Annotated in this window: 17 protein-coding genes; 6 read left to right on the top strand and 11 right to left on the bottom strand. The window is 63.7% G+C overall.

What is annotated here, in order from left to right; genetic code table 11:
- Positions 1-284: 284 nt before the first annotated feature.
- The 8 genes from NKI20_RS27705 to NKI20_RS27740 form a co-directional block, all read right to left on the bottom strand.
- Positions 285-1,232: an ABC transporter permease gene (locus NKI20_RS27705; protein WP_352836412.1), complete on the bottom strand. Its 948-nt coding sequence runs from the start codon at positions 1,230-1,232 to the stop codon at positions 285-287.
- A gap of 3 nt (positions 1,233-1,235) precedes the next feature.
- Positions 1,236-2,216 carry an ABC transporter permease gene (locus NKI20_RS27710; protein ID WP_352836415.1) on the bottom strand — a complete coding sequence of 327 codons (981 nt, stop codon included), beginning with the start codon at positions 2,214-2,216 and terminating at the stop codon, positions 1,236-1,238.
- A 1-nt stretch (position 2,217) separates the two neighbouring features.
- The gene (locus NKI20_RS27715; RefSeq protein WP_352836417.1) at positions 2,218-3,687 is read right to left on the bottom strand and encodes a sugar ABC transporter ATP-binding protein; all 1,470 of its coding nucleotides are present in this window, start codon (positions 3,685-3,687) and stop codon (positions 2,218-2,220) included.
- A gap of 49 nt (positions 3,688-3,736) precedes the next feature.
- Complete coding sequence (locus tag NKI20_RS27720; protein ID WP_352658293.1) at positions 3,737-4,750, bottom strand: ABC transporter substrate-binding protein; 1,014 nt, start codon at positions 4,748-4,750, stop codon at positions 3,737-3,739.
- Between the two features lie 96 nt (positions 4,751-4,846).
- Positions 4,847-5,737 (bottom strand): SMP-30/gluconolactonase/LRE family protein, encoded by an 891-nt coding sequence (locus NKI20_RS27725; RefSeq protein WP_352606882.1) that lies wholly within the window; start codon positions 5,735-5,737, stop codon positions 4,847-4,849.
- A gap of 220 nt (positions 5,738-5,957) precedes the next feature.
- Positions 5,958-6,926: a YihY/virulence factor BrkB family protein gene (locus tag NKI20_RS27730; protein WP_352606944.1), complete on the bottom strand. Its 969-nt coding sequence runs from the start codon at positions 6,924-6,926 to the stop codon at positions 5,958-5,960.
- A 173-nt stretch (positions 6,927-7,099) separates the two neighbouring features.
- Positions 7,100-7,825, bottom strand: coding sequence for a response regulator (locus tag NKI20_RS27735; protein ID WP_352836420.1), 726 nt, complete (start codon positions 7,823-7,825; stop codon positions 7,100-7,102).
- The gene (locus tag NKI20_RS27740) at positions 7,825-9,111 is read right to left on the bottom strand and encodes a GAF domain-containing sensor histidine kinase (protein ID WP_352836423.1); all 1,287 of its coding nucleotides are present in this window, start codon (positions 9,109-9,111) and stop codon (positions 7,825-7,827) included. Before NKI20_RS27740 ends, NKI20_RS27735 begins: the two co-directional genes overlap by 1 nt.
- 410 nt (positions 9,112-9,521) lie before the next feature.
- Here NKI20_RS27740 and gnd point away from each other — a divergent pair, with 410 nt between their 5' ends.
- The 6 genes from gnd (at position 9,522) to NKI20_RS27770 (ending at position 16,030) form a co-directional block, all read left to right on the top strand.
- The gene (gene gnd, locus NKI20_RS27745) at positions 9,522-10,529 is read left to right on the top strand and encodes a phosphogluconate dehydrogenase (NAD(+)-dependent, decarboxylating) (protein ID WP_352836426.1); all 1,008 of its coding nucleotides are present in this window, start codon (positions 9,522-9,524) and stop codon (positions 10,527-10,529) included.
- Positions 10,530-10,551: 22 nt separating this feature from the next.
- Positions 10,552-11,928 (top strand): glucose-6-phosphate dehydrogenase, encoded by a 1,377-nt coding sequence (gene zwf, locus NKI20_RS27750; protein ID WP_352836429.1) that lies wholly within the window; start codon positions 10,552-10,554, stop codon positions 11,926-11,928.
- 12 nt (positions 11,929-11,940) lie between these two features.
- Positions 11,941-12,660 (top strand): ROK family protein, encoded by a 720-nt coding sequence (locus NKI20_RS27755; protein WP_352836431.1) that lies wholly within the window; start codon positions 11,941-11,943, stop codon positions 12,658-12,660.
- A gap of 214 nt (positions 12,661-12,874) precedes the next feature.
- Positions 12,875-13,333: a Ros/MucR family transcriptional regulator gene (locus tag NKI20_RS27760; RefSeq protein ID WP_023760920.1), complete on the top strand. Its 459-nt coding sequence runs from the start codon at positions 12,875-12,877 to the stop codon at positions 13,331-13,333.
- A 194-nt stretch (positions 13,334-13,527) separates the two neighbouring features.
- Positions 13,528-14,628 (top strand): aminotransferase class I/II-fold pyridoxal phosphate-dependent enzyme, encoded by a 1,101-nt coding sequence (locus NKI20_RS27765; RefSeq protein WP_352836434.1) that lies wholly within the window; start codon positions 13,528-13,530, stop codon positions 14,626-14,628.
- Positions 14,629-14,791: 163 nt separating this feature from the next.
- Positions 14,792-16,030 (top strand): MFS transporter, encoded by a 1,239-nt coding sequence (locus NKI20_RS27770; protein ID WP_352836437.1) that lies wholly within the window; start codon positions 14,792-14,794, stop codon positions 16,028-16,030.
- Positions 16,031-16,036: 6 nt separating this feature from the next.
- Here the strand turns inward: NKI20_RS27770 and NKI20_RS27775 are convergent, their stop codons facing one another.
- From NKI20_RS27775 to NKI20_RS27785, 3 genes are all read right to left on the bottom strand, one after another.
- The gene (locus tag NKI20_RS27775) at positions 16,037-16,753 is read right to left on the bottom strand and encodes a glutamine amidotransferase (RefSeq protein WP_352836439.1); all 717 of its coding nucleotides are present in this window, start codon (positions 16,751-16,753) and stop codon (positions 16,037-16,039) included.
- A gap of 15 nt (positions 16,754-16,768) precedes the next feature.
- Positions 16,769-17,248: a tellurite resistance TerB family protein gene (locus NKI20_RS27780; RefSeq protein ID WP_352836440.1), complete on the bottom strand. Its 480-nt coding sequence runs from the start codon at positions 17,246-17,248 to the stop codon at positions 16,769-16,771.
- Positions 17,249-17,372: 124 nt separating this feature from the next.
- Positions 17,373-18,974, bottom strand: coding sequence for a heme biosynthesis protein HemY (locus tag NKI20_RS27785; RefSeq protein WP_352728682.1), 1,602 nt, complete (start codon positions 18,972-18,974; stop codon positions 17,373-17,375).
- Between the last annotated feature and the right edge of the window lie 2 nt (positions 18,975-18,976).

The raw sequence follows: 18,976 nt of genomic DNA on the forward strand, positions 1-18,976 counted from the left end.
CGCCATCGATAAGCCGCCGCCGGTCAATCCGAGCCGACCAAGAGACCGATCCTCCCTCAATCAGATGGCCTTCATATATGAATAAATTTCCCCGGACAGTCCTGCCGCAAGGGGGAGATTAGCAGCTTCTGCGTCTGGCTCACTTAGCAACGTTGGATATTGGCGAAAGCCGCGATAATGGCCGATCTCCCTCCTTGCGGGGAGATGTCCGGCAGGACAGAGGGGGGTGCTGTCCTGCCAGCATCGACATTCTACATTACAAGCGGCGCAGTTACATGGTCAGTTCAGCGCAGCGCCTTCTGTCCGCCCGCCGCAGTGATGACGCCAACGATGATCAGCCCCGTCAGCAGCAATCGCACGCCGGCGCTGACGCCGAACGTGTTGAGCATGGTCAGCAAAAGCACCAGGAACAGCGCCGCGCCCCAGACGCCGGGGACATTGGCCTTACCGCCGGCCACCGACGTGCCGCCGATGACGACGACGGCGATCGAGGCCAGCAGGTATTCGTTGCCGATGTCGACATTGGCGCCTCGGAAATAGCCGGCGAGCAGCGCACCATCTATGCCGCCAAGCGCGCCCGACAGCATGTAGGTGAGGAAGCGGATGCGGCCGACATTGACGCCGGCGAGCCAGGCGGCGCGGATGTTCTGGCCGATGGCCAGCACCGAGCGGCCATAGATCATGCGCTGCAGCGCGACGGCAGCCCCGACGGTGAACAGCACGGTGAGGATCGCCAGTACCGGAATGCCCAGCACCTGCCAATTGGCGAAATCGGCGAAACCCGGCGGCGGCTTGATCTGCAAGCCGCGCCCATAGCTGATGTCGATCGACTGGATGATGAAGCTGGCCGACAGCGTGGCGATGATCGGCGGGATGCGCAGCGCCCAGATCAGCAGATAGTTGGCGACGCCGATCGCAGCCCCGCAGGCCAGCGCCGCCAGAAGCCCGACTGCGATCATGGAATCGTTGCCGTCCATCACCTTCATGGCGACGGCACTGGCAAGGCCAATATTGGCCGGCAGCGACAGGTCGACATTGCCCGGGCCAAGCGTGATGACGAACATCTGGCCGACACCGACGATGACCGTGAACACCGCCAGCGACAGCGCGGCGGTCACCATTCCGCCGGCGCCATAGCCGCCGGTGAAGGCGATCGTCGCCAGCCACACCAGAAGGGCGCCGAGAAACGACCAGATCCAGGATTTGGTCAGCAGCGATTTCACTGAGGTCATCGCTCACCTCTCCTTGCGGCTGATCAGCACCCGCGCCGCCAGCACGATAATGAGGATCGCGCCGTTGGCGGCCACCTGCCAGTCGGGTGGGATATGCATGAAGGTGAGCAGCGGCGAGGCGGCCAGCGCCAGCGTCAGCGCACCGATCACCGCGCCGATCGGCGACACCCGGCCGCCGACGAATTCGCCGCCGCCGAGGATGACGCCGGCGATCGCCAGCAGCGTATAGCCATTGCCGATATTGGCATCGGCCGAAGTGGTGATGCCGATCAGTGCCATGCCCGACAGCGCGCCGAACAGGCCGGCCAGCGAAAACAGCACGATCTTGGTCTTGAGCAGCGACCAGCCTGCGCGCCCGAGCGCCGCCGGATTGCCGCCCGAGCCGCGCAGGATGACGCCATAGGAGGTGCGCATCAGGCCGAAATGGACGATGAAACCGATCAGCAGCGCGGCAATGATCGGGAACGGCACCAAAGGCGGCTTGAACGCCATCAGCCCAAGCAGCCAGTCCGGTGCCTTACCGCCGGGTTTGGGCAGCACGAGAATGGCGAGCCCTTGCCACACGAAACTCATGCCGAGCGTCACCACGATGGAGGGCAGGTTGCGCAAATGGATCAGCGCGCCGAGCAGAGCATAGACGCCGATCGATCCGAGCAGGATGACGACGCCGATGAGCGGCGCATCCTTCAGCCAGGTCGCGGTGACACAGCCGACAAAGCCGACGAAGGTGCCGATCGACAGGTCGAGCTCATTGCCTGATATGACGAACATCTGCGCGATTGTCGCCAGCGCGATCGGGATCGCCAAATTGAGCATCAGGCTGAAGCCGAAATAGCTGATGGCGCGCGGGTTGAGCCAGGCGATGGCAAGCAGCACCAGCACCAGCGACAGTGCCGGCAGCAGCCCGCGCAGCAAGCGTGCGCGGGCCAGAGCGCCACGCTCGGCGGAAGTCTTGGCAGCGGTTTCGAGGCTGGCGGCCGTCATCTCAGGCCGCATCGCCGAACGAGGATTGGATGATCTTCTCTTCGGTCAATTCGTCGCGGCGCAGATTGGCGACGATGCGGCCGTTCTTGAAGACATAGACGTGGTCGCAATTGTCGAGTTCTTCGGTTTCGGTGGTGTACCAGAGAAAGGTGCGGCCGCGGCCTGCCTCTTCGCGCACGAGGTCATAGACCTCCAGCTTGGTGCCGATATCGACGCCGCGCATCGGGTCGTCCATCAGCACGATCTGCGCATCCGAGCCAAGGGCGCGGGCAAACAGCGCCTTCTGCTGGTTGCCGCCCGAAAGCGAGAAGATGTTGTTGTTCATGTCAGGCGTGCGGATGCCGATCTTCTTCTGCCAAAATGCTGCAAGCTCGGCCTCGCGCTGCGGCGAGATCAGCAGCCCGTTGCGCAGGCGCGCAAGCGAGCGGATGCCGATGTTCTCGGTGATGGACCATTGCGGGAAAATGCCGTCCGCCTGGCGGTCGCCGGCCACCAGCGCCACCGGCGCGGTCACCTCGATGCCGGCCCGGGCGCGCGATGCCGCGGCGAAGATCGCCAGCAGCAGGTCGGTCTGGCCATGTCCCGCCAGCCCGGCAAGGCCGATGATCTCGCCGGCGCAAGCGACAAGGTCGGTGCCGTCCTTCTGTGTGGCCGGCCGCGCCCGTACCCGCAGCGGACTGGCCCCGGGCTTGGCGGCAGCGATTTCGGCGGCGATCTTCTGGCGCGCTTCCGCTCCGCCCATCGCCGTCACCAGCCGGTCGCGGTCGAAGGCATCCGCCGCGTCGGTGACAACCACCTTGCCGTCGCGCATCACCACGATGCGGTCGGCGTTGCGCAGCACTTCACCCAGCACATGCGAAATCAGGATGCAGCTTTTGCCGCCGGCGACGAAGCGGCGCACGAAGGCCAGCAACTGGCCGGCCGTATGCGCGTCGAGCGACGATGTCGGCTCGTCGAGGATGACGAGGTCGAGCCGATCCTGGGTCACCGTGAACGCGCGCGCCACCTCCACCATCTGGCGCCGGCCGATCGACAGGTCGCCGACAATATCCGAGGGCGAGATGCTGTGACCCGGAAAGATCTCGTCGAGCTTGGCGGCGATCAGCTCGGCCGCCTTGCGCCGCCAGCCAAGCCCGCGCAGCGACGCGTGGTTGATGCGCGTGTTCTCGGCAACGCTGAGATTGGGACACAGCGACAATTCCTGAAACACGCAGCGTATGCCGAGCTGCTGCGCCCGCGACACCGAGTAATTGTCCTCGATGCCGCCATGCACGCCGATCTGCCCGCTGTCGGGCACCAGCGTGCCCGCCACCATGTGCATCAGCGTCGATTTGCCGGCGCCATTGTGGCCGACAAGACCGACGCACTCGCCCGGCCCGACGTGAAAATCCACGCCGCCCAGTGCGCGAACGGCGCCGAAATGCTTTTCGGCGCCGTTCAGTCTGATGATGTCAGCGTTCCCTTCAGGCATGCTCAACGATATCCGTTCGGCGATACGGACGGCAACGCTGCCGTTATGCTCACTTGATGTTGGCTTTGATGGCCGCGATCGCATCTTCCTGCGTGTATTCATGGCTGGCAACGCCGCCCTTGGGGATCTTCGGCAGCTCGGCCTCGAAATCGTCTTGGGTGAACGCCAGATAAGGCACCAGCAGATCGTGCGGAATATCCGTGCGGCCGTCGAGCACCTGCTGCGCCACCCAGAAGGCGAGCGACGAGACGCCGGGAGCAATCGATGCCGACCAGGTCTGGTAGCCGTCCTTGTCCTTCTGTTCCTTCCACCACTGCAGCTCGTCCTGCCGGTTGCCCATGATGATGGTCGGACGCGGCTTGCCGGCGGCTGCGAAGGCCTGTGCCGCGCCATAGCCGTCACCGCCCTGGTCGACGATACCGACGACATCGGGCAGCGACGGCAGGATGGTCGCCACCGCCTTCTGCGCCGTCGTCTGGTCCCAGTCGCCGGTCACCGAACCGACGATCTTGAACTCGGGATGGGCGGCAACGCCTTCGAGGATGCCGGCATGGATGGCATCGTCGATCGAGGTGCCGGCAAGGCCACGGATTTCAAGCAAATTGCCGCCCTTGGGCTGGAACTTGGCCATCTGCTCGACTTCCTGCTTGCCCATGTCCTTGAAGTCGACGACGACGCGATAGGCGCAAGGTTCGGTCACGGTGCCGTCGAAGGAGACAACGACAATGCCGGCATCGCAGGCCTGCTTGATGGCGCCATTGAGCGCATCCGGCGAGGCGGCGTTGATGACGATCGCGTCATAGCCCTGCAGGATCAGGTTCTGCACCTGCGCCGCCTGCGTCGGCACCTCCTTGTCGGCGGTGGTGAAGATGTCGGCCGCGCCGACGATCTTGTCGGCGACCGCCTTCTTGGTGACGATGCCATAGCTGTCGAGCATGGCCTGCCGCCAGGAATTGCCGGCATAGTTATTGGAAAAGGCGATCTTTTTGCCACTGGTGTCGGCCAGCGCCGTGCCCGAGGCAAGCATTGCCGCCAGGGCGCCCAGAACGAACAGTTTCTTCATGTCATACTCCTCCCAGATGTGTTGACTGATGCAATTCCCGCCGGCTTTGGCCCGGCCTCACTCCCAACTCTGATTTGAGCACGGATTGTCGCGGACTCAAAACAGTCTCAATCCCGGCACGCGCACCCGGAGCCGGTACAATGACGTCGACGCGGTAATGTAGAGGCTTTGCAGGTCGTCGTCGCCGAAGGTAAAATTCGCGCAATCTTCGGGCGTCCGGATAACGCCCAGAATGGCGCCCGACGCGTCGAAAACATGGATACCACCCGGGCCGGTGCAGTAAAGATTGCCGCGGCTGTCGATCTTCATGCCGTCGGGCGCTCCCAGGCCTTCGCCTTCGGTCACCGCCCAGACCGCGCCGCCGTTGAGATCGCCATTCGGTTCGACGCCGAACACCCTGATGTGTCCGCGGTCGGTGTCGTTGATGAACAGCCGCGACTCGTCCAGCGAAAAGCAAAGTCCGTTCGGCTGCACGAAATCGTCGGCCAGCAAGGTCAGTCGTGCGCCGTCGCCATCGATGCGGTAGACACCCTGGAACTGCAGCTCCTGAGGACGGGCAACGCCATAGAATTCCACCCTGCCGTAGCCAGGATCGGTGAAGTAGATCGATCCGCCGGTGGCAACAACGATGTCGTTCGGGCTATTGAGCTGCTTGCCCTGATGATGTGTCGCGAGCACGGTCACGCTGCCGTTGGCCTCGGCCCGGGTCACGCGGCTCGTCGCGTGCTCACAGGTGATCAGTCGCCCCTGGCGGTCCAGCGTGTTGCCATTGGCCTTATAGCTCGGCTCGCGGAACAGCTCGATCTCGCCCGCCCTACCGCGGCGATACATCCGGCTTTCGGGAATGTCGGAGAAGACCAGCCACTTCTCGTAGGGATGCCAGACCGGCCCTTCGAGGAAGCCGAAGCCGCTCGCCAGCGTTTCGATCGCTGCATCGCCAACGACATCGTCGAAGCCGGAATGGCGGGCGCGCGCCGAAACCGACATCACTGGCTCCCGGCGGCGCCGACAGTTGCGCGAACTCGCATGGTAACGAATGACATGAGCGCTCTCCCGATATGGTCTTTTTATGGGTCGAGCGTAGTTGCCGCGCCGGCATGGCGATACGGGTCAAAGCGCACGGCCGACTGTGCGTTTGCACAGTCGGCCGTAGGAGCGGCGATAATCTATAATATTGGCGAACACCCTGTCGCATCGCGGCGTCGGACTAGGGTCGGCGAACACTCAGCAAAAGCATGGTCAATGTCGCACTCGCGCACGCTACCGCTACGAGCGCTATCACGCCGGCAGAGTTGGACTTTTGCCCTGCGCGAAATGAACCGTGCCGCGCAGGCATAGGACTGCGAACCAAGGTCTCCAGATCGGGCCTGCTGCCGTGTCGAATTGAATAGGCGCGCGTGAACTCGGCACCGAGAAGGAAAATTTCCGACGAGTAGTAGACCCAGAGCAATATGACGAGCAGTCCACCGGCGGCGCCATACGAGGACGCAATCGCGCTGGTGCCGATATACCAGCCGATAAGCGATTTTCCCAACGTGAACAGGGCAGCCGTCACGACAGCACCGATCCCGACATCGCGCCATTCCAGGCTTCGGTCGGGCAAAACTTTGTAGATGGCGGCGAACATCAGGGAGATCAGGACAAACGAAACGACGCCGTTGATCACGCTGAGTATGATCGTTCCGAACGGCAGATGGGCGTTGATAAAATCGCCCAGTGCCGAAATCGCAGCGCTTGCAATCAGAGAGACCAGCAGCAGGAAACCGAGCGCGGCCACCAATCCCAGACTGGCGGCTCGTGCCCGCACCAGACGAGACAAGGAGTTGCCCTGCGGTTCGACCTTCCAAATCGTGTTCAACGACTGCTGCATTTCGCCGAAGACGCCAGAGGCGGCCACCAACAAGGTGACGAGCCCAATGATCGCGGCCCAGGTCCCGTACAGCTTGCTGGATACGCTTTCCAGCGCGGTCTGGAGGAGATCAGCACTTTCCGGCCCCATCAGCCCGGAGATCTGGGCAGACAAAGCCAATTGTGCTGCATCATGACCGAAGACGAGACCAGCAACAGCGACCACAATCAGCAAGATCGGCGCCAGCGAGGTGGCGGCATAAAAAGCCATCGCGGCACCATGACTAAGAGCATTATCGTCGATGAAGCCGGCTACGCTTTCACGCACCAAGTGCCATGAATCTGTGATTGAGGGTCGCACTTTGGGTCCGCAGGCAGCAAATTGGAACGCCGTTCATTAGCAATGCGCCAAGCGTTCCGATGTTCCGCCTGGCCGCGCCACTGGTTTCAGGAATTGGATCGGAATCTGCCCAGCCGTGAGGTGAGGCGTGTAGGGGAAGCCTACTCTTGCCCCGCCAGCCAGGCATCGAGCCGGTCCTGTTCGCGGCGCAGCGCATCGATGTTGATCAGGCCGCGCGCCATGGCGAGATTGATCGCCCGCGTCCGTGAGTTGAACACGGAAGCATCGCTGGCGCCGTCCTCCGCCGGCACGATGCCAAGCTTGTCGTAGACATGCTTGATGCGGCTCTGCGCGCCGCGGATCGACAGGCCCCGGCGTGCCGCGATCGCACGGTCGGTCAGGCCGAGCGCAATGTCGATCAGGCTTTCATATTCGCCGTCGGTGATGCCCTCGAATTTGTCTTGGACGCGGTGCTGGATGCCACGTATCTCGCGATCGATGATGCAGTGGCCTTCGCGGAAAACGCCGCGCAAGGCCGAGCGCATGCCTTCCTCCGTCGCCGATTTGAGCACATAGCCATAGACCGAGCCGGGCGGCACGATGCGCGCCACGCCGCGCACATAGGCCTCATCGGCGAAATTCGACCAGAACAGGATGTGCGTGCCGGCGTGGCGGTTCCAGATCGCCCTGGCAACCTCGATCCCTGTCGCCTTCGGCATCTGCAGGTCGAGCACGACATGCGGCGGCTCTCGCTCGGCCGCCAGATTGATGGCGTCCTCGCCATCGCTCGCCTCGATCACCTCGACATCGCCGGGCCATAATTGCTCCACCGTCCGCCGCGCGAAGGTGCGGTGCAGTCCATCGTTCTCGGCGATCATCACAAGCATCACATGGCCTCCGACACGGCGAACTCGCCGGGCGCTGCTGCAGTCGCCGCAATGGGCAATTCCCGCGATGGCTGGCGGTCGATCTCGACGACGACACGCGTGCCGCCGCTCTTTCGGCCGGCTTGGCCGATGCGCAGCCGTGCTCCGATAAGGGCGGCCCGCGTGTGCATATGGCCGATGCCGCCATGCGCCGCCGGGTCGACGGCGCCACAGCCCTGGCCGTCATCGGTTACGATCACCCGCAGCACGCTCGCGGTCGACGCCAGCAAGACATCGATACGGTGCGGCGCGGCGTGGCGAACGGCATTGTTGATGGCTTCCTGCACGATCCGGTAGAGCGCGGTGCGGACAGGCTCGGGCAGGCTGTCGGCGGCGCCGTCGCTGGTGTCGGCGATGCGCACGGCGATCGGTGGCTTGGCCCTGGCGACGCTGCGGTTGAGATGCGCCTCCACGGCGTCGCGCAAGCCGAACAGTTCGAGCACGCTCGGCCGCATGTCATCGACGATGTGGCGCAGTTCCGTCAGGCAGCCGGCGACCTCCTGCTCGAGATCGGCAAGCTGCGCGGCCCGCGCCACGCCCTGGCCACGAAGGGCCGAAAGCTGGCGCGCAATGCGGGCGAGATCGGCGAGCGTCTGGTCGTGCAGGTCCATGGCCATGCGCCGGCGTTCGCGCTCCATGCCTTCGGTCAATTGCGAAGCACCGACCCGCAGCAGTTCGACGCGATTGCGCGCCTCGCTCTCGGCAAGCATGGCGCGGCGTGCCTCCTCGGTCTGGATCAGGGCGAAGATGTAGGGCGCGATCAGGTCCGCGCATTGCTGGGCGACGGCGACGTCGGCAAGCGTGTAGCAATCGACCTCGTGCCGGCTGATGTTGAGCGCGCCGATAATGCCGCCGCGTGCCCTTAGAGGCACGACGATGCGGCTGCGCAGTTGGGCGGCGAAGATCGGCCCATCGATGGCGGTGGCGAAATGGAAGCGCTCGTCGCTCAGTGCGTCGTCGGCGAGCAGATAGGGTACTTCGCCCCACAGCACCGAGCGTATCGGGCTGACTTCGGTTGGCAGCGGATGCTGGGCAAGCTCGCTCCAGCTGGTGTGGAAGCCGGCCTCATAACAGGCGTGGCGGCGGCCGTCATGCGACAGCACCGCCAGATCCATGTGGTCGTGCGGAATGAGCGAGCCGATCTCGATGGCTGTCGCGCGGAACGCCGTGCCGGGATCGATATGGCCGGCAAGCGCCCGCGAAATCGCCAGCAGCCGGTCGATCAGGACCAGGGACACCTCCGGCATGGTTTTCACGATCCTCCCGTGCCGGGAAATAGTGGACGCAGGCTGGCACCGCTGTCAACGACGGCTCGGTTGACGGGGCCGATCAACTTGCGGTGCGGTGATTGAAAACGCTTCGCGTCCTGGTCTAGGGAGGCGAGTCAGGAGACCGACGCAGAATGCCAGTGACGCCGACGCCAACCATTGCTCCGGGCGCCCCGGGAATTCCGGCACGATGGACGCCGAGCGCCAAGAGTGTCGAAACGTCGCTTGGCCGGCCTCCCGCAGGGAAGCACGCTGATCTTCACTTTTTTCTGGCCCGGGGCCGGCGATTGGGAGAATGTCGGCTTCTCCGTTCTATCGCGCGCCCAGGATAGCCAGGCGATCCTTCCTCGATAAACCCCGCAAATCTCTTCGGAAACAGGGACGAAACCATGCAGATCGGAATGATGGGACTGGGCCGGATGGGCGCCAACATGGTTCGGCGCCTGATGCGTGACGGCCATGAATGCGTCGTCTACGACATCAACCCCGCCAGCGTCGCGGCTCTGGTGACCGAGGGGGCGCTAGGGGCGGCTTCAATGGAAGAATTCGTCGGCAAGCTGGCCAAGCCGCGTTGTGTCTGGCTGATGCTGCCGGCGGCCATCACCGGCAGGATCATCGATCAGGTCGCGCCCCTGATGGAGCCGGGCGACATCGTTATCGACGGCGGCAATTCCTACTATCACGACGCCGTCGACCAGGCCGCGAAACTGGCCACCAAGGGTATCCATCTCGTCGATGTCGGCACCAGTGGCGGTATCTGGGGGCTGGAGCGTGGCTATTGCCTGATGATCGGCGGGCCCGATGTGGCGGTGCAACACCTCGACTCGATCTTTGCCACGCTGGCGCCGGGCGCCGACGCCGGCTCCAATCCGCCTAGGGATGCCGGAACCGCGCCCTATGGCTATCTGCATTGCGGACCGAGCGGCGCCGGCCATTTCGTCAAGATGGTGCACAACGGCATCGAATATGGCGTCATGGCAGCCTATGCCGAAGGCATGAACATTCTGAAGTCGGCCAATGCCGGCAAGCGCCAACGAACGGCGGACGCCGAGACCAGCCCGCTTGAAAATCCGCAATACTATCAGTTTGACATCGACCTTCCCCAAGTGGCCGAGGTCTGGCGGCATGGCAGCGTCATCGGCTCTTGGCTGCTCGACCTGACGGCCGGCGCATTGAAAGGCGATCCCGGCCTGGCGAATTTCGGCGGCCGCGTCTCGGATTCCGGCGAAGGCCGCTGGACGTTGAAGGCGGCGATCGACACTGGCGTGCCGGCGCCGGTCTTGTCCTCGGCGCTGTTCGACCGCTTCTCCTCGCAAGGCGAATCCGAATTCGCCGACAAATTGTTGTCCGCCATGCGCTATGCCTTTGGCGGCCATGTCGAAAAGGCCGGCAAGTGACGGCGACAGGGGAGACGCGCGCATGAGCCAGGAACGCTCCGACACGCTGGTGCTCTTCGGAGCGACCGGCGACCTCGCCCACAAGAAGATATTTCCAGCGCTTTACCAGATGGTCGCCAAGGGCACGCTGACCGAACCGGTGATCGGCGTTGCCTTCGACGCTTGGGACATCAAGCAATTGCAGGCCCGCGCCCGCGACGGCATCGTCAATGCGCTGGGCAAAATCGACGAGAAGGTGTTCGCACAGTTCGCCTCGCAACTGCGCTATGTCAGCGGCGACTACCGCGACGGAGCGACCTTCGAGAAGCTGAAAAGCGCGCTTGGCACCGCACAGCGGCCGATGCATTACATGGCGGTGCCGCCGACCATGTTCGAGACCGTCGTCCAGGGGCTGGAGCAATCGGGCACGGCCCAGGGCGCGCGGCTGATGGTGGAAAAACCTTTCGGCCACGATCTGCAATCGGCACGCTGGCTGAACCGGGTTCTGCATCTGGTGTTCGACGAACAGTCGATCTTCCGCATCGACCACTATCTCGGCAAGGAAGCGATCCAGAACCTGCTCTATTTCCGCTTCGCCAATTCCTTTCTCGAGCCGATCTGGAACCGTAATTTCGTCGAGAGCGTGCAGATCACCATGGCCGAGGATTTCGGCATCGAGGGTCGTGGCCGCTTCTATGACGATGTCGGCTGCATCAGGGATGTCATCGAGAACCATCTGCTCAACATCCTGTTGCTGCTTGCCATGGAGCCCCCCGTCGGCCGTTCCGCCGACGACCTGATCGACGAGAAGGTGCAGGTGCTGCGCGCCATCCGCACGCTGACCCGGGACGACGTCGTGCGCGGCCAATTCACCGGCTATCTCACTGAACCGGGCGTGGCGCCGAACTCGCCGGTCGAGACCTTCGCGGCGGTGCGTTTCTTCGTCGACACCTGGCGCTGGCAGGACGTGCCGTTCTTCATCCGCGCCGGCAAGAACATGCCGGTGCATGTCACCGAAGTGGTTGTGCGGCTGAAGCGGCCGCCGCTCGACGTCTTCGATCCGATCAAGCCCGCCGACCAGAACTACGTCCGCTTCCGTATCGACCCGCAGGTGGCGATCGCCATCGGCGCGCAGCGCAAGGCGCCGGGCGACGACATGATCGGCGAACAGGTCGAACTGACGGCGCTCGACGACAGCAAGGGCGACATGCCGCCCTATGAGCGGTTGATCGGCGACGCCATGAACGGCAACGGTCAGCTGTTTACCCGCCAGGATGCCAGCGAGCTGGCCTGGCGCATCGTCGGCCCGGTGCTCGGCGACACCACGCCGCCGCATCTCTACGAGCCGGGGACATGGGGTCCGGCGGACGTTATGGGCGGCTTCGGGCCGCCCAACGGCTGGATCGATCCGGAAAAGTGAAAGGGTGACACAATGGCCAAGGCGGTGAAGCAATCGGCATCGGGCTCCGAGAAATCAGGCACTGAAAAGATCGTGCTTTCGATCGATATTGGCGGCTCGCACGTCAAGATCCTGACCAGCGCCGGCGGTGCGGAACGAAGGGCGGACTCCGGACCGGGCCTGACGCCGCAGCAGATGATCGATGCGGTGAAGAAGCTCGCCGAGGGCCTGTCCTATGATGTCATTTCGATGGGCTATCCCGGCCCGGTCAACCACAACAGGCCGCTCACCGACCCCGCCAATCTTGGCAAGGGTTGGGCTGGATTCGACTTCGCGGGTGCGTTCGGCAAACCGGTGAAGGTGGTCAACGACGCACTGATGCAGGCCATTGGCAGTTACGAGGGCGGGCGCATGCTGTTCCTCGGGCTCGGCACCGGTCTGGGCGCGGCGATGATTGCGGACAATGTCGCCCAGCCGATGGAACTCGCCCACCTACCCTATAAGAACGGCAAGAGCTTCGAGGACTATGTCGGCGAACGCGGCCTGGTAAAGCGCGGCAAGAAGAAATGGCGCAGATATGTCTTCGATGTGGTCGAACGGCTCCGTGCCGCCATGCTGCCTGACTATGTCGTCATTGGCGGCGGCAATGTCGACAAGCTCGATGAATTGCCCGCCGACTCCAGGCGCGGCGACAACACACGCGCCTTCGAAGGCGGATTTCGTTTGTGGCGCGACAAGGCGCTGATAGTCTGATATTGTTATTGTTTAATATAGTTGTTCAAAATAACGTGTGATATGATACAAGTCATTGCAGTGCGCAGATTTGCCGATTAGGAATTCCGCGCCACAACAACGCCGCCCGTCCCGTGGATGCACAAAGGACGCTTTAGCATTTTGATTTTGCGCATGATCCTTCGGGGAATCGAATCCGATTTTCAGGTCATTCGCTTTTAGACGGAGAAATAGAGTGATCGACGATAGCAACAGCGCCCGTAAAGACATCGACCTGCTCGAGCTGACCGCTCACATCGTATCCGCTTACGTCGAGAAGAACCGTTTGCCCGTCTCCGGCCTGCCTGACCTCATCGCCAGCGTCAGCGCCTCGATAAGCGGGCTCGGCAAGCCGGTGGCCCCATTGGCTGCTCCGCTGGTTCCGGCCGTCAACCCCAAGAAGTCGGTGACGCCCGATTACATCATCTGCCTCGAAGACGGCAAGAAGTTCAAATCGCTGAAGCGTCACATCGGCGTGCATTTCGGCCTGACGCCGGACGCCTACCGCGCCAAATGGGGCTTGCCGTCGGATTATCCGATGGTCGCCCCCAACTATGCCGCCTCGCGCTCGCTGCTGGCGAAGTCGATCGGTCTTGGCCGCAAGGCCGCTCCCATCAAGGCACCTAAGGGCAGGAAGGCCAAAGTTTCAGCCTGAGGCATGTCGCTCAAAAGCATTTCCTCGGGCTTGACCGAAGGTGCGCAGTAGTTTGGGATAACGACCTCCTAAGGCAAGGACCTATTTCGGCGCTGAGCCAATAAATCGATTGAAGCCTGCCGGCGAATCCGCCTTGGCAGGCTTCATGTTTTTATGGCTTGGATGGGTCGAACGGGTTCGTTGGGGAGTGAGCCATGAACTACACCAGAATGGTGATCGAGAAAGAGGCGCCGGAAGAGTACGGCTACGACCGTATCCGCTACAATCTCTCCGAAAGCTCGATCGCCGACCAGAAGCTCTCCGACATCGGCCTGTCGCTGCCTGATCTCACGCTTTTCTATGGTGAGCATCGTGGCGACAAGGTGTTGCGCGCGCAGATATCGTCGCAACATGCCGGCATCTCGCTCGATGATGTCCTGGTCACCGCCGGTGCCGCAGGCGCGCTGTTCATCATCTCGACCTCGCTTTTGTCGGCGAACGACCATGTCGTCGTCATCAGGCCCAACTACGCCACCAACATCGAAACCCCACGGGCGATCGGCTGTGCCATCGGCTTTGTAGACCTGGCTTTCGAGGAAGGCTTCGCCATCGATGTCGAGCGCGTCAAGGCGGCGATGCAGCCGAACACCAGGCTGATCAGCGTCACCTGCCCGCACAATCCGACCGGCACGATGATGAGCCGGACCGATCTCGATGCGCTGGTGGCGCTGGCCGAAAGCAGCCACTGCCATCTGCTGGTCGACGAGACCTACCGCGACCTCTCCTATGGCAAGCGGCTGCCGTCGGCCGCGTCGCTGAGCCGGAAGGCGATCAGCGTCTCGTCATTGTCCAGGGCCTTCGGCATTCCCGGCATCCGCATCGGCTGGCTGATCACCAAGGATGCGGAGCTTCAGGAAAAGTTCCTTGCCGCCAAGGAGCAGATCGGCATCTGTGGCAGCGTCATCGACGAAGGCATCGCGCGCGGCATGCTCGAGCGCCGCGACGCCTTCCTGGCGACGCTGCTGCCTGAAATGGCGAAGCGCCGCGACATCGTCCAAGCATGGATCGACCGCGAGCCGCTCGTCGACTGGGTGCGGCCGGAAGGTGGCGTCGTCGGCTTCCCCCGCCTGAATGTCGATCACGGTTTCGACCTCGACCGGTTCTATGTGAATCTGCTGGAGAACCACGGCACGTATGTCGGGCCCGGCCACTGGTTCGAGATGGAGAAGCGCTTCTTCCGCATCGGCTTTGGCTGGCCGACGGAAGCCGAACTACGCGGCGGCCTCGACGCAATCTCCGCCGCGCTGCAGCAGTAAACTCCCCGTGCGGTCGATGGAGCAGGTTGAAAATTCCTTGATCCAGCACCGATTTTGACGCATATCCGCGGCGAACTGAGCTAAAAGTTCCGCCAGCCGGACCAGCGCCCATCGTGGAAGTGCCCCGCCAGCTGATGCCATCACAACGGGGCCTCTTGAATCCATGACAACCGAACAGATATTGCCCGACCAGCGCTATGCCGCGTTCCGCCATCGCTCCTTCCTGAGCTATTGGGCGGCGCGTTTCCTCACCACCTTCGCCACCATGATCGTGTCCGTCGCTGTCGGCTGGCAGATGTACGACCTGACCCGGAACCCGCTCGATCTCGGCCTGGTCGGCATCGTCCAGTTCCTGCCTTCGCTGCTGCTGGTGCTGGTCACCGGCGTCGTCGCCGACCGCTTCGGGCGTCGGCTGATCATGGCGCTGGCGGTGGTGCTGGAAGCGATCTGCGCGCTGACGCTGCTGCTTCTGACGCTTCGCGGCATCGGCGGGCCGCTGCCGATTTTCGCCGTGCTTGCCATGTTTGGCATCGCCCGCGCCTTCTTCGGTCCGGCCTCCGCCTCGCTGTTCGCCAATCTGGTGCCGCCTGAGGATTTCGCCAACGCCATCGCCTGGAATTCATCGGCCTGGCAGACGGCGACCATCGTCGGTCCGGTTGCCGGCGGCCTGCTCTACGGCGTGTCGCCGGAAGTGGCCTACGGCACAGCCGCCGTCCTGATGCTTGTGTCCGGGCTGCTGATCTTCACCATCCCGAAGCCGTCGCAACGCACGGAGACCGAAAAGCCGACGATGCAGAACCTGTTCGGTGGGTTCAGCTACATCTGGAGCGAGAAGATCGTGCTGGGGGCTATCTCGCTCGATCTGTTCGCGGTGCTCCTGTCCGGCGCCTCGGCGCTGCTGCCGGTCTACGCGCGCGACATCCTTCAGCTCGGCCCCTGGGGTCTCGGTCTGCTGCGCTCGGCCCCGGGTGTCGGCGCTATCTGCGTCGCCGTCTGGCTGGCCGGCCATCCGATCCGCAACCATGCGGGTTTGATCATGCTCGGCTTTGTCGCCGCGTTCGGCGCCTTCACCGTGCTGTTCGGCCTGTCGACCATCACCTGGCTGTCGATTGTCGCCCTTGCCTTCCTTGGCGCCACCGACATGTTCAGCGTTTACATCAGGGAGACCTTGATCCAGCTGTGGACGCCCGACCATGTGCGTGGCCGCGTCAATGCCGTCAACCAGGTTTTCGTCGGAGCTTCCAACGAGGTCGGCGAATTCCGGGCCGGAACGATGGCAGCGCTGATCGGCACGGTACCGGCCGTCGTGGTCGGCGGCGTCGGCGCGATCGCCGTCGCCGGATTGTGGGTGGTGTTGTTCCCTCAACTACGCGGGGTGCGCCATCTCAGCGGGCGCAATTGACGCGCTCTATCGAGCGGCCAGCTTGCCGAAGATCAGACGCAGGAACTCGTCCAGCCATCGCTTGAGATGCATGTCCCAGATCAGCCGGCCGCCGAGATGATCGCGGCCGGGCTGCGCGCCCGGTAGCTCGAAGCGATGCGCGCCGCGCACCACCCAGCGCTGCATCATCACCCTGGTCAGCTCGCCATGGAACTGGATGCCCCAGGCATTGTCACCATAGCGGAAGGCCTGATTGGGATAGGTCTCGGCCGTCGCCAGCAGCGTTGCGTCCCTGGGTAGCGAAAAGCCCTCGCGGTGGAACTGATAGACCATCTCAGGCCAATGCATCAGTTGCTTGCCGGCTTCGGTCGCCTTCAGCGGATACCAGCCGACCTCGACCAGCCCTTCGCCGTGGCCCTCGACCTTGCCGCCGAGATGGTTGACCAGCATCTGCGCGCCAAGGCAGATGCCGAGGCACGGCCGGTTCTCCCTGAGCGGTATTTCCAGCCAACTGGTCTCGCGGCGGACGAATTCATCCTCGTCATTGGCACTCATCGGCCCGCCGAACACCACCGTGCCGGCATGGCCGTCCAGCGTGTCCGGCAAAGTGTCGCCCAGCGGCGGACGTCGGACGTCGAGCTCGAAGCCCTCTTCCAGCAGCATATGGCCGATGCGCCCGGGGCTCGAATTCTCCTGATGCAGCACGATAAGTATCTTCGGCTTCGAACTCGTTTGGCGCGGCATGGGAAGGCGAAAATCCTATTCGTCGCTCGATGTTCCGGTGGCGCCAGGTGCAAGTGCGGCCGCCTTGCGGCGCGCCTCGACACGGTCGCGGCGTTCGACGCCGATCAGCTCGGCGACGCGCCAGACAGTGTTGTCCTCCAGCTCGTGCAGCTCGCCATCGGCATAGACGATTTCCCACATCAGGCCGATGAAGGCCTTGCGCGCATCGGCATCGAGATGACGCTTCAAGACACTGGTGAAGGCATAGAGGTCGATCGCCTCATTGTCGGCCCGCTCGCCGGCGGCGACAAGCGCTTCAAGTTCGGCACCGCTGATCGAGTAGCTCTGCGCCAGCACCGCCTTGAACCGCTCCCATTCGACATCCTGGCGCACGCCATCGGCGTTCATCACATGGTAGAGCAGCGCCGAAGCCGCAACGCGGGGATCGTCCGCACTGGAATGCGCGCCAGCGCCGGACGGCAAATCCCTGAGAAATGACAGAACGCGTTCAAACATAGATCCATTCCTCAGAGCATGATGCCGAAAAGTGTGAAGCGGTTTTCTCGGACAAACGGGACCCGTTTGTCCAGACATCATGCTCTTTTTCCTTGAGTCAGAGGGGCCTGGCGGCCGGCCCAATTCAAAACAACCGAAACCGGCGTGGCGATTTTTCCGCTTCCTCGTCCGGATCGACGCCGGGATCGTCCGGCAGCCGCGTATGTTCCTCGGCCGGCTCGACGCCCTCGGCATCGGTCGGCACCGCGGCGAAGGCCGCCGCCGTGATCGGCCTGACATGATCCTCTTGGCTCTCTGTGTCCTTATCCGCGCTCCCGGCCGGACGGATTTCATCGATCACCTCGACCGGCCTCTTCTCGCTCGTCGGCTTTGCCAGTGCTTCAACGACCGGCGCCGCACTGGCCGGTGCATCGTCATGGCTGTCGATCAACTGGCCGAGACGCTCCATTGGGGCGCGCCACTCGAAGGCGTCTAGCCGGCCCGTGATCGGCGATACCGGCGCCCAGCGCTCGGACACCACGCCGTCGGCGACCCAGGCCGGATCGCGCGGCGCCCGTACCGCCCTGGACAAAAGCTGCCGCACCTTGCCCTGATCGCCGGTCTCGGCCTCCTCGATGTCGGCGAGCAGCAGATAGGCGCCCTCGCGGCGGTCCATCCGGATCGCGGCCTCGGCCTCGCGGCGGGCGGTCGAGAAGTCCTGCGCGTCGAGTGCGGCGCGCGCCACCGTCATCGACGATTCGGCGTGGTTCTTCTTCATCTCCTGCAGCTTCTTCGCCCGGTTGAGGCGGTCGAGCACGGCGTCACCCGGCCTTGCATGTGTATAGAGCTCGGCGACCTCAGGGTGCGGCTCGGCCTTCCACGCCGCCTCGAGGATCTTTGAGCCCTTACGCACGTCGTTCTGCTTGAACAATGCCGCGGCGGCGGCAACGGCGGCGGGCGCGAAGTCCGGCCGAAGCCGGTTGGCCTCGATCGCCGCGGTTCTGGCGGCAGCGGGATCGCTGTCGGCGAGCGCCTGCGCCTTGGCGGTCAACAGCACGGCGCGGCGGCGATTGGCGGCTTCGCGCTCGATCTGCCGTGTCGCCTTCTGCGCGTCGACCAGTTTCAAGGCACCGTCCCAGTCGCCGCGCGCCGTCAACTCTTCCAGCGTCGATTCGGCGGCCCAGGCCAGCTGCGGCGCCACCGCCGCGGCGCGGCCGGCGTAGTGTCTGGCGGCGTTGCGGTCGCCGAGCCGTTCGGCTTCGAGATAGAGCCCGCGCAGGCCCAACAGCCGCATTTCGGGATCGTCGAGCATGCTCTCGAATTTCTGCCGCGCTCCTTCATGATCGCCTTCGAGCAGCGACGCCTGCGCCTCCAGCAGATGGATCAGCGGTTCCTGGTCGGAACGGATCAGCTTGGCCGCTTCCTTGGTCTTCTTGCGGGCCAGCGCCCCGTCACCGGCGCCGGCGGCGATCATGCCGGTCGAGAGCGCCTGATAGCCGCGATCGCGGCGGCGGACGCGGAAATAGCGCGAGATGGTGTAGGGGCTGTTCCACAGCGACTTGAGCAGCCACCACAGGATCATCACCGCGGCGACGACGGCGACGACAGCCACCGCCGCCACCATCAGACTGACCTGGTATTGATAGCCGCTGAAGGTGACGACCATGTCGCCCGGACGGTCGGCCAGCCAGGCAAAGCCCAGTCCGAGCGCGAAAACGACGATGAGGAAGCCCAGCAGGCGGATCATTC

Source organism: Mesorhizobium sp. M0830 (assembly GCF_040319965.1).
Taxonomy (GTDB): domain Bacteria; phylum Pseudomonadota; class Alphaproteobacteria; order Rhizobiales; family Rhizobiaceae; genus Mesorhizobium.

Bases quoted from the DNA above. Each gene is read 5' to 3' on its own strand.
- NKI20_RS27775 (WP_352836439.1), bottom strand. From the start codon at position 16,753: ATGCCGCGCCAAACGAGTTCGAAGCCGAAGATACTTATCGTGCTGCAT.
- NKI20_RS27715 (WP_352836417.1), bottom strand. From the start codon at position 3,687: ATGCCTGAAGGGAACGCTGACATCATCAGACTGAACGGCGCCGAAAAG.
- gnd (WP_352836426.1), top strand. From the start codon at position 9,522: ATGCAGATCGGAATGATGGGACTGGGCCGGATGGGCGCCAACATGGTT.
- NKI20_RS27705 (WP_352836412.1), bottom strand. From the start codon at position 1,232: ATGACCTCAGTGAAATCGCTGCTGACCAAATCCTGGATCTGGTCGTTT.
- NKI20_RS27720 (WP_352658293.1), bottom strand. From the start codon at position 4,750: ATGAAGAAACTGTTCGTTCTGGGCGCCCTGGCGGCAATGCTTGCCTCG.
- NKI20_RS27710 (WP_352836415.1), bottom strand. From the start codon at position 2,216: ATGACGGCCGCCAGCCTCGAAACCGCTGCCAAGACTTCCGCCGAGCGT.
- zwf (WP_352836429.1), top strand. From the start codon at position 10,552: ATGAGCCAGGAACGCTCCGACACGCTGGTGCTCTTCGGAGCGACCGGC.
- NKI20_RS27735 (WP_352836420.1), bottom strand. From the start codon at position 7,825: ATGCTTGTGATGATCGCCGAGAACGATGGACTGCACCGCACCTTCGCG.
- NKI20_RS27725 (WP_352606882.1), bottom strand. From the start codon at position 5,737: ATGTCGGTTTCGGCGCGCGCCCGCCATTCCGGCTTCGACGATGTCGTT.
- NKI20_RS27755 (WP_352836431.1), top strand. From the start codon at position 11,941: ATGGCCAAGGCGGTGAAGCAATCGGCATCGGGCTCCGAGAAATCAGGC.
- NKI20_RS27740 (WP_352836423.1), bottom strand. From the start codon at position 9,111: ATGCCGGAGGTGTCCCTGGTCCTGATCGACCGGCTGCTGGCGATTTCG.
- NKI20_RS27765 (WP_352836434.1), top strand. From the start codon at position 13,528: ATGAACTACACCAGAATGGTGATCGAGAAAGAGGCGCCGGAAGAGTAC.
- NKI20_RS27770 (WP_352836437.1), top strand. From the start codon at position 14,792: ATGACAACCGAACAGATATTGCCCGACCAGCGCTATGCCGCGTTCCGC.
- NKI20_RS27780 (WP_352836440.1), bottom strand. From the start codon at position 17,248: ATGTTTGAACGCGTTCTGTCATTTCTCAGGGATTTGCCGTCCGGCGCT.
- NKI20_RS27785 (WP_352728682.1), bottom strand. From the start codon at position 18,974: ATGATCCGCCTGCTGGGCTTCCTCATCGTCGTTTTCGCGCTCGGACTG.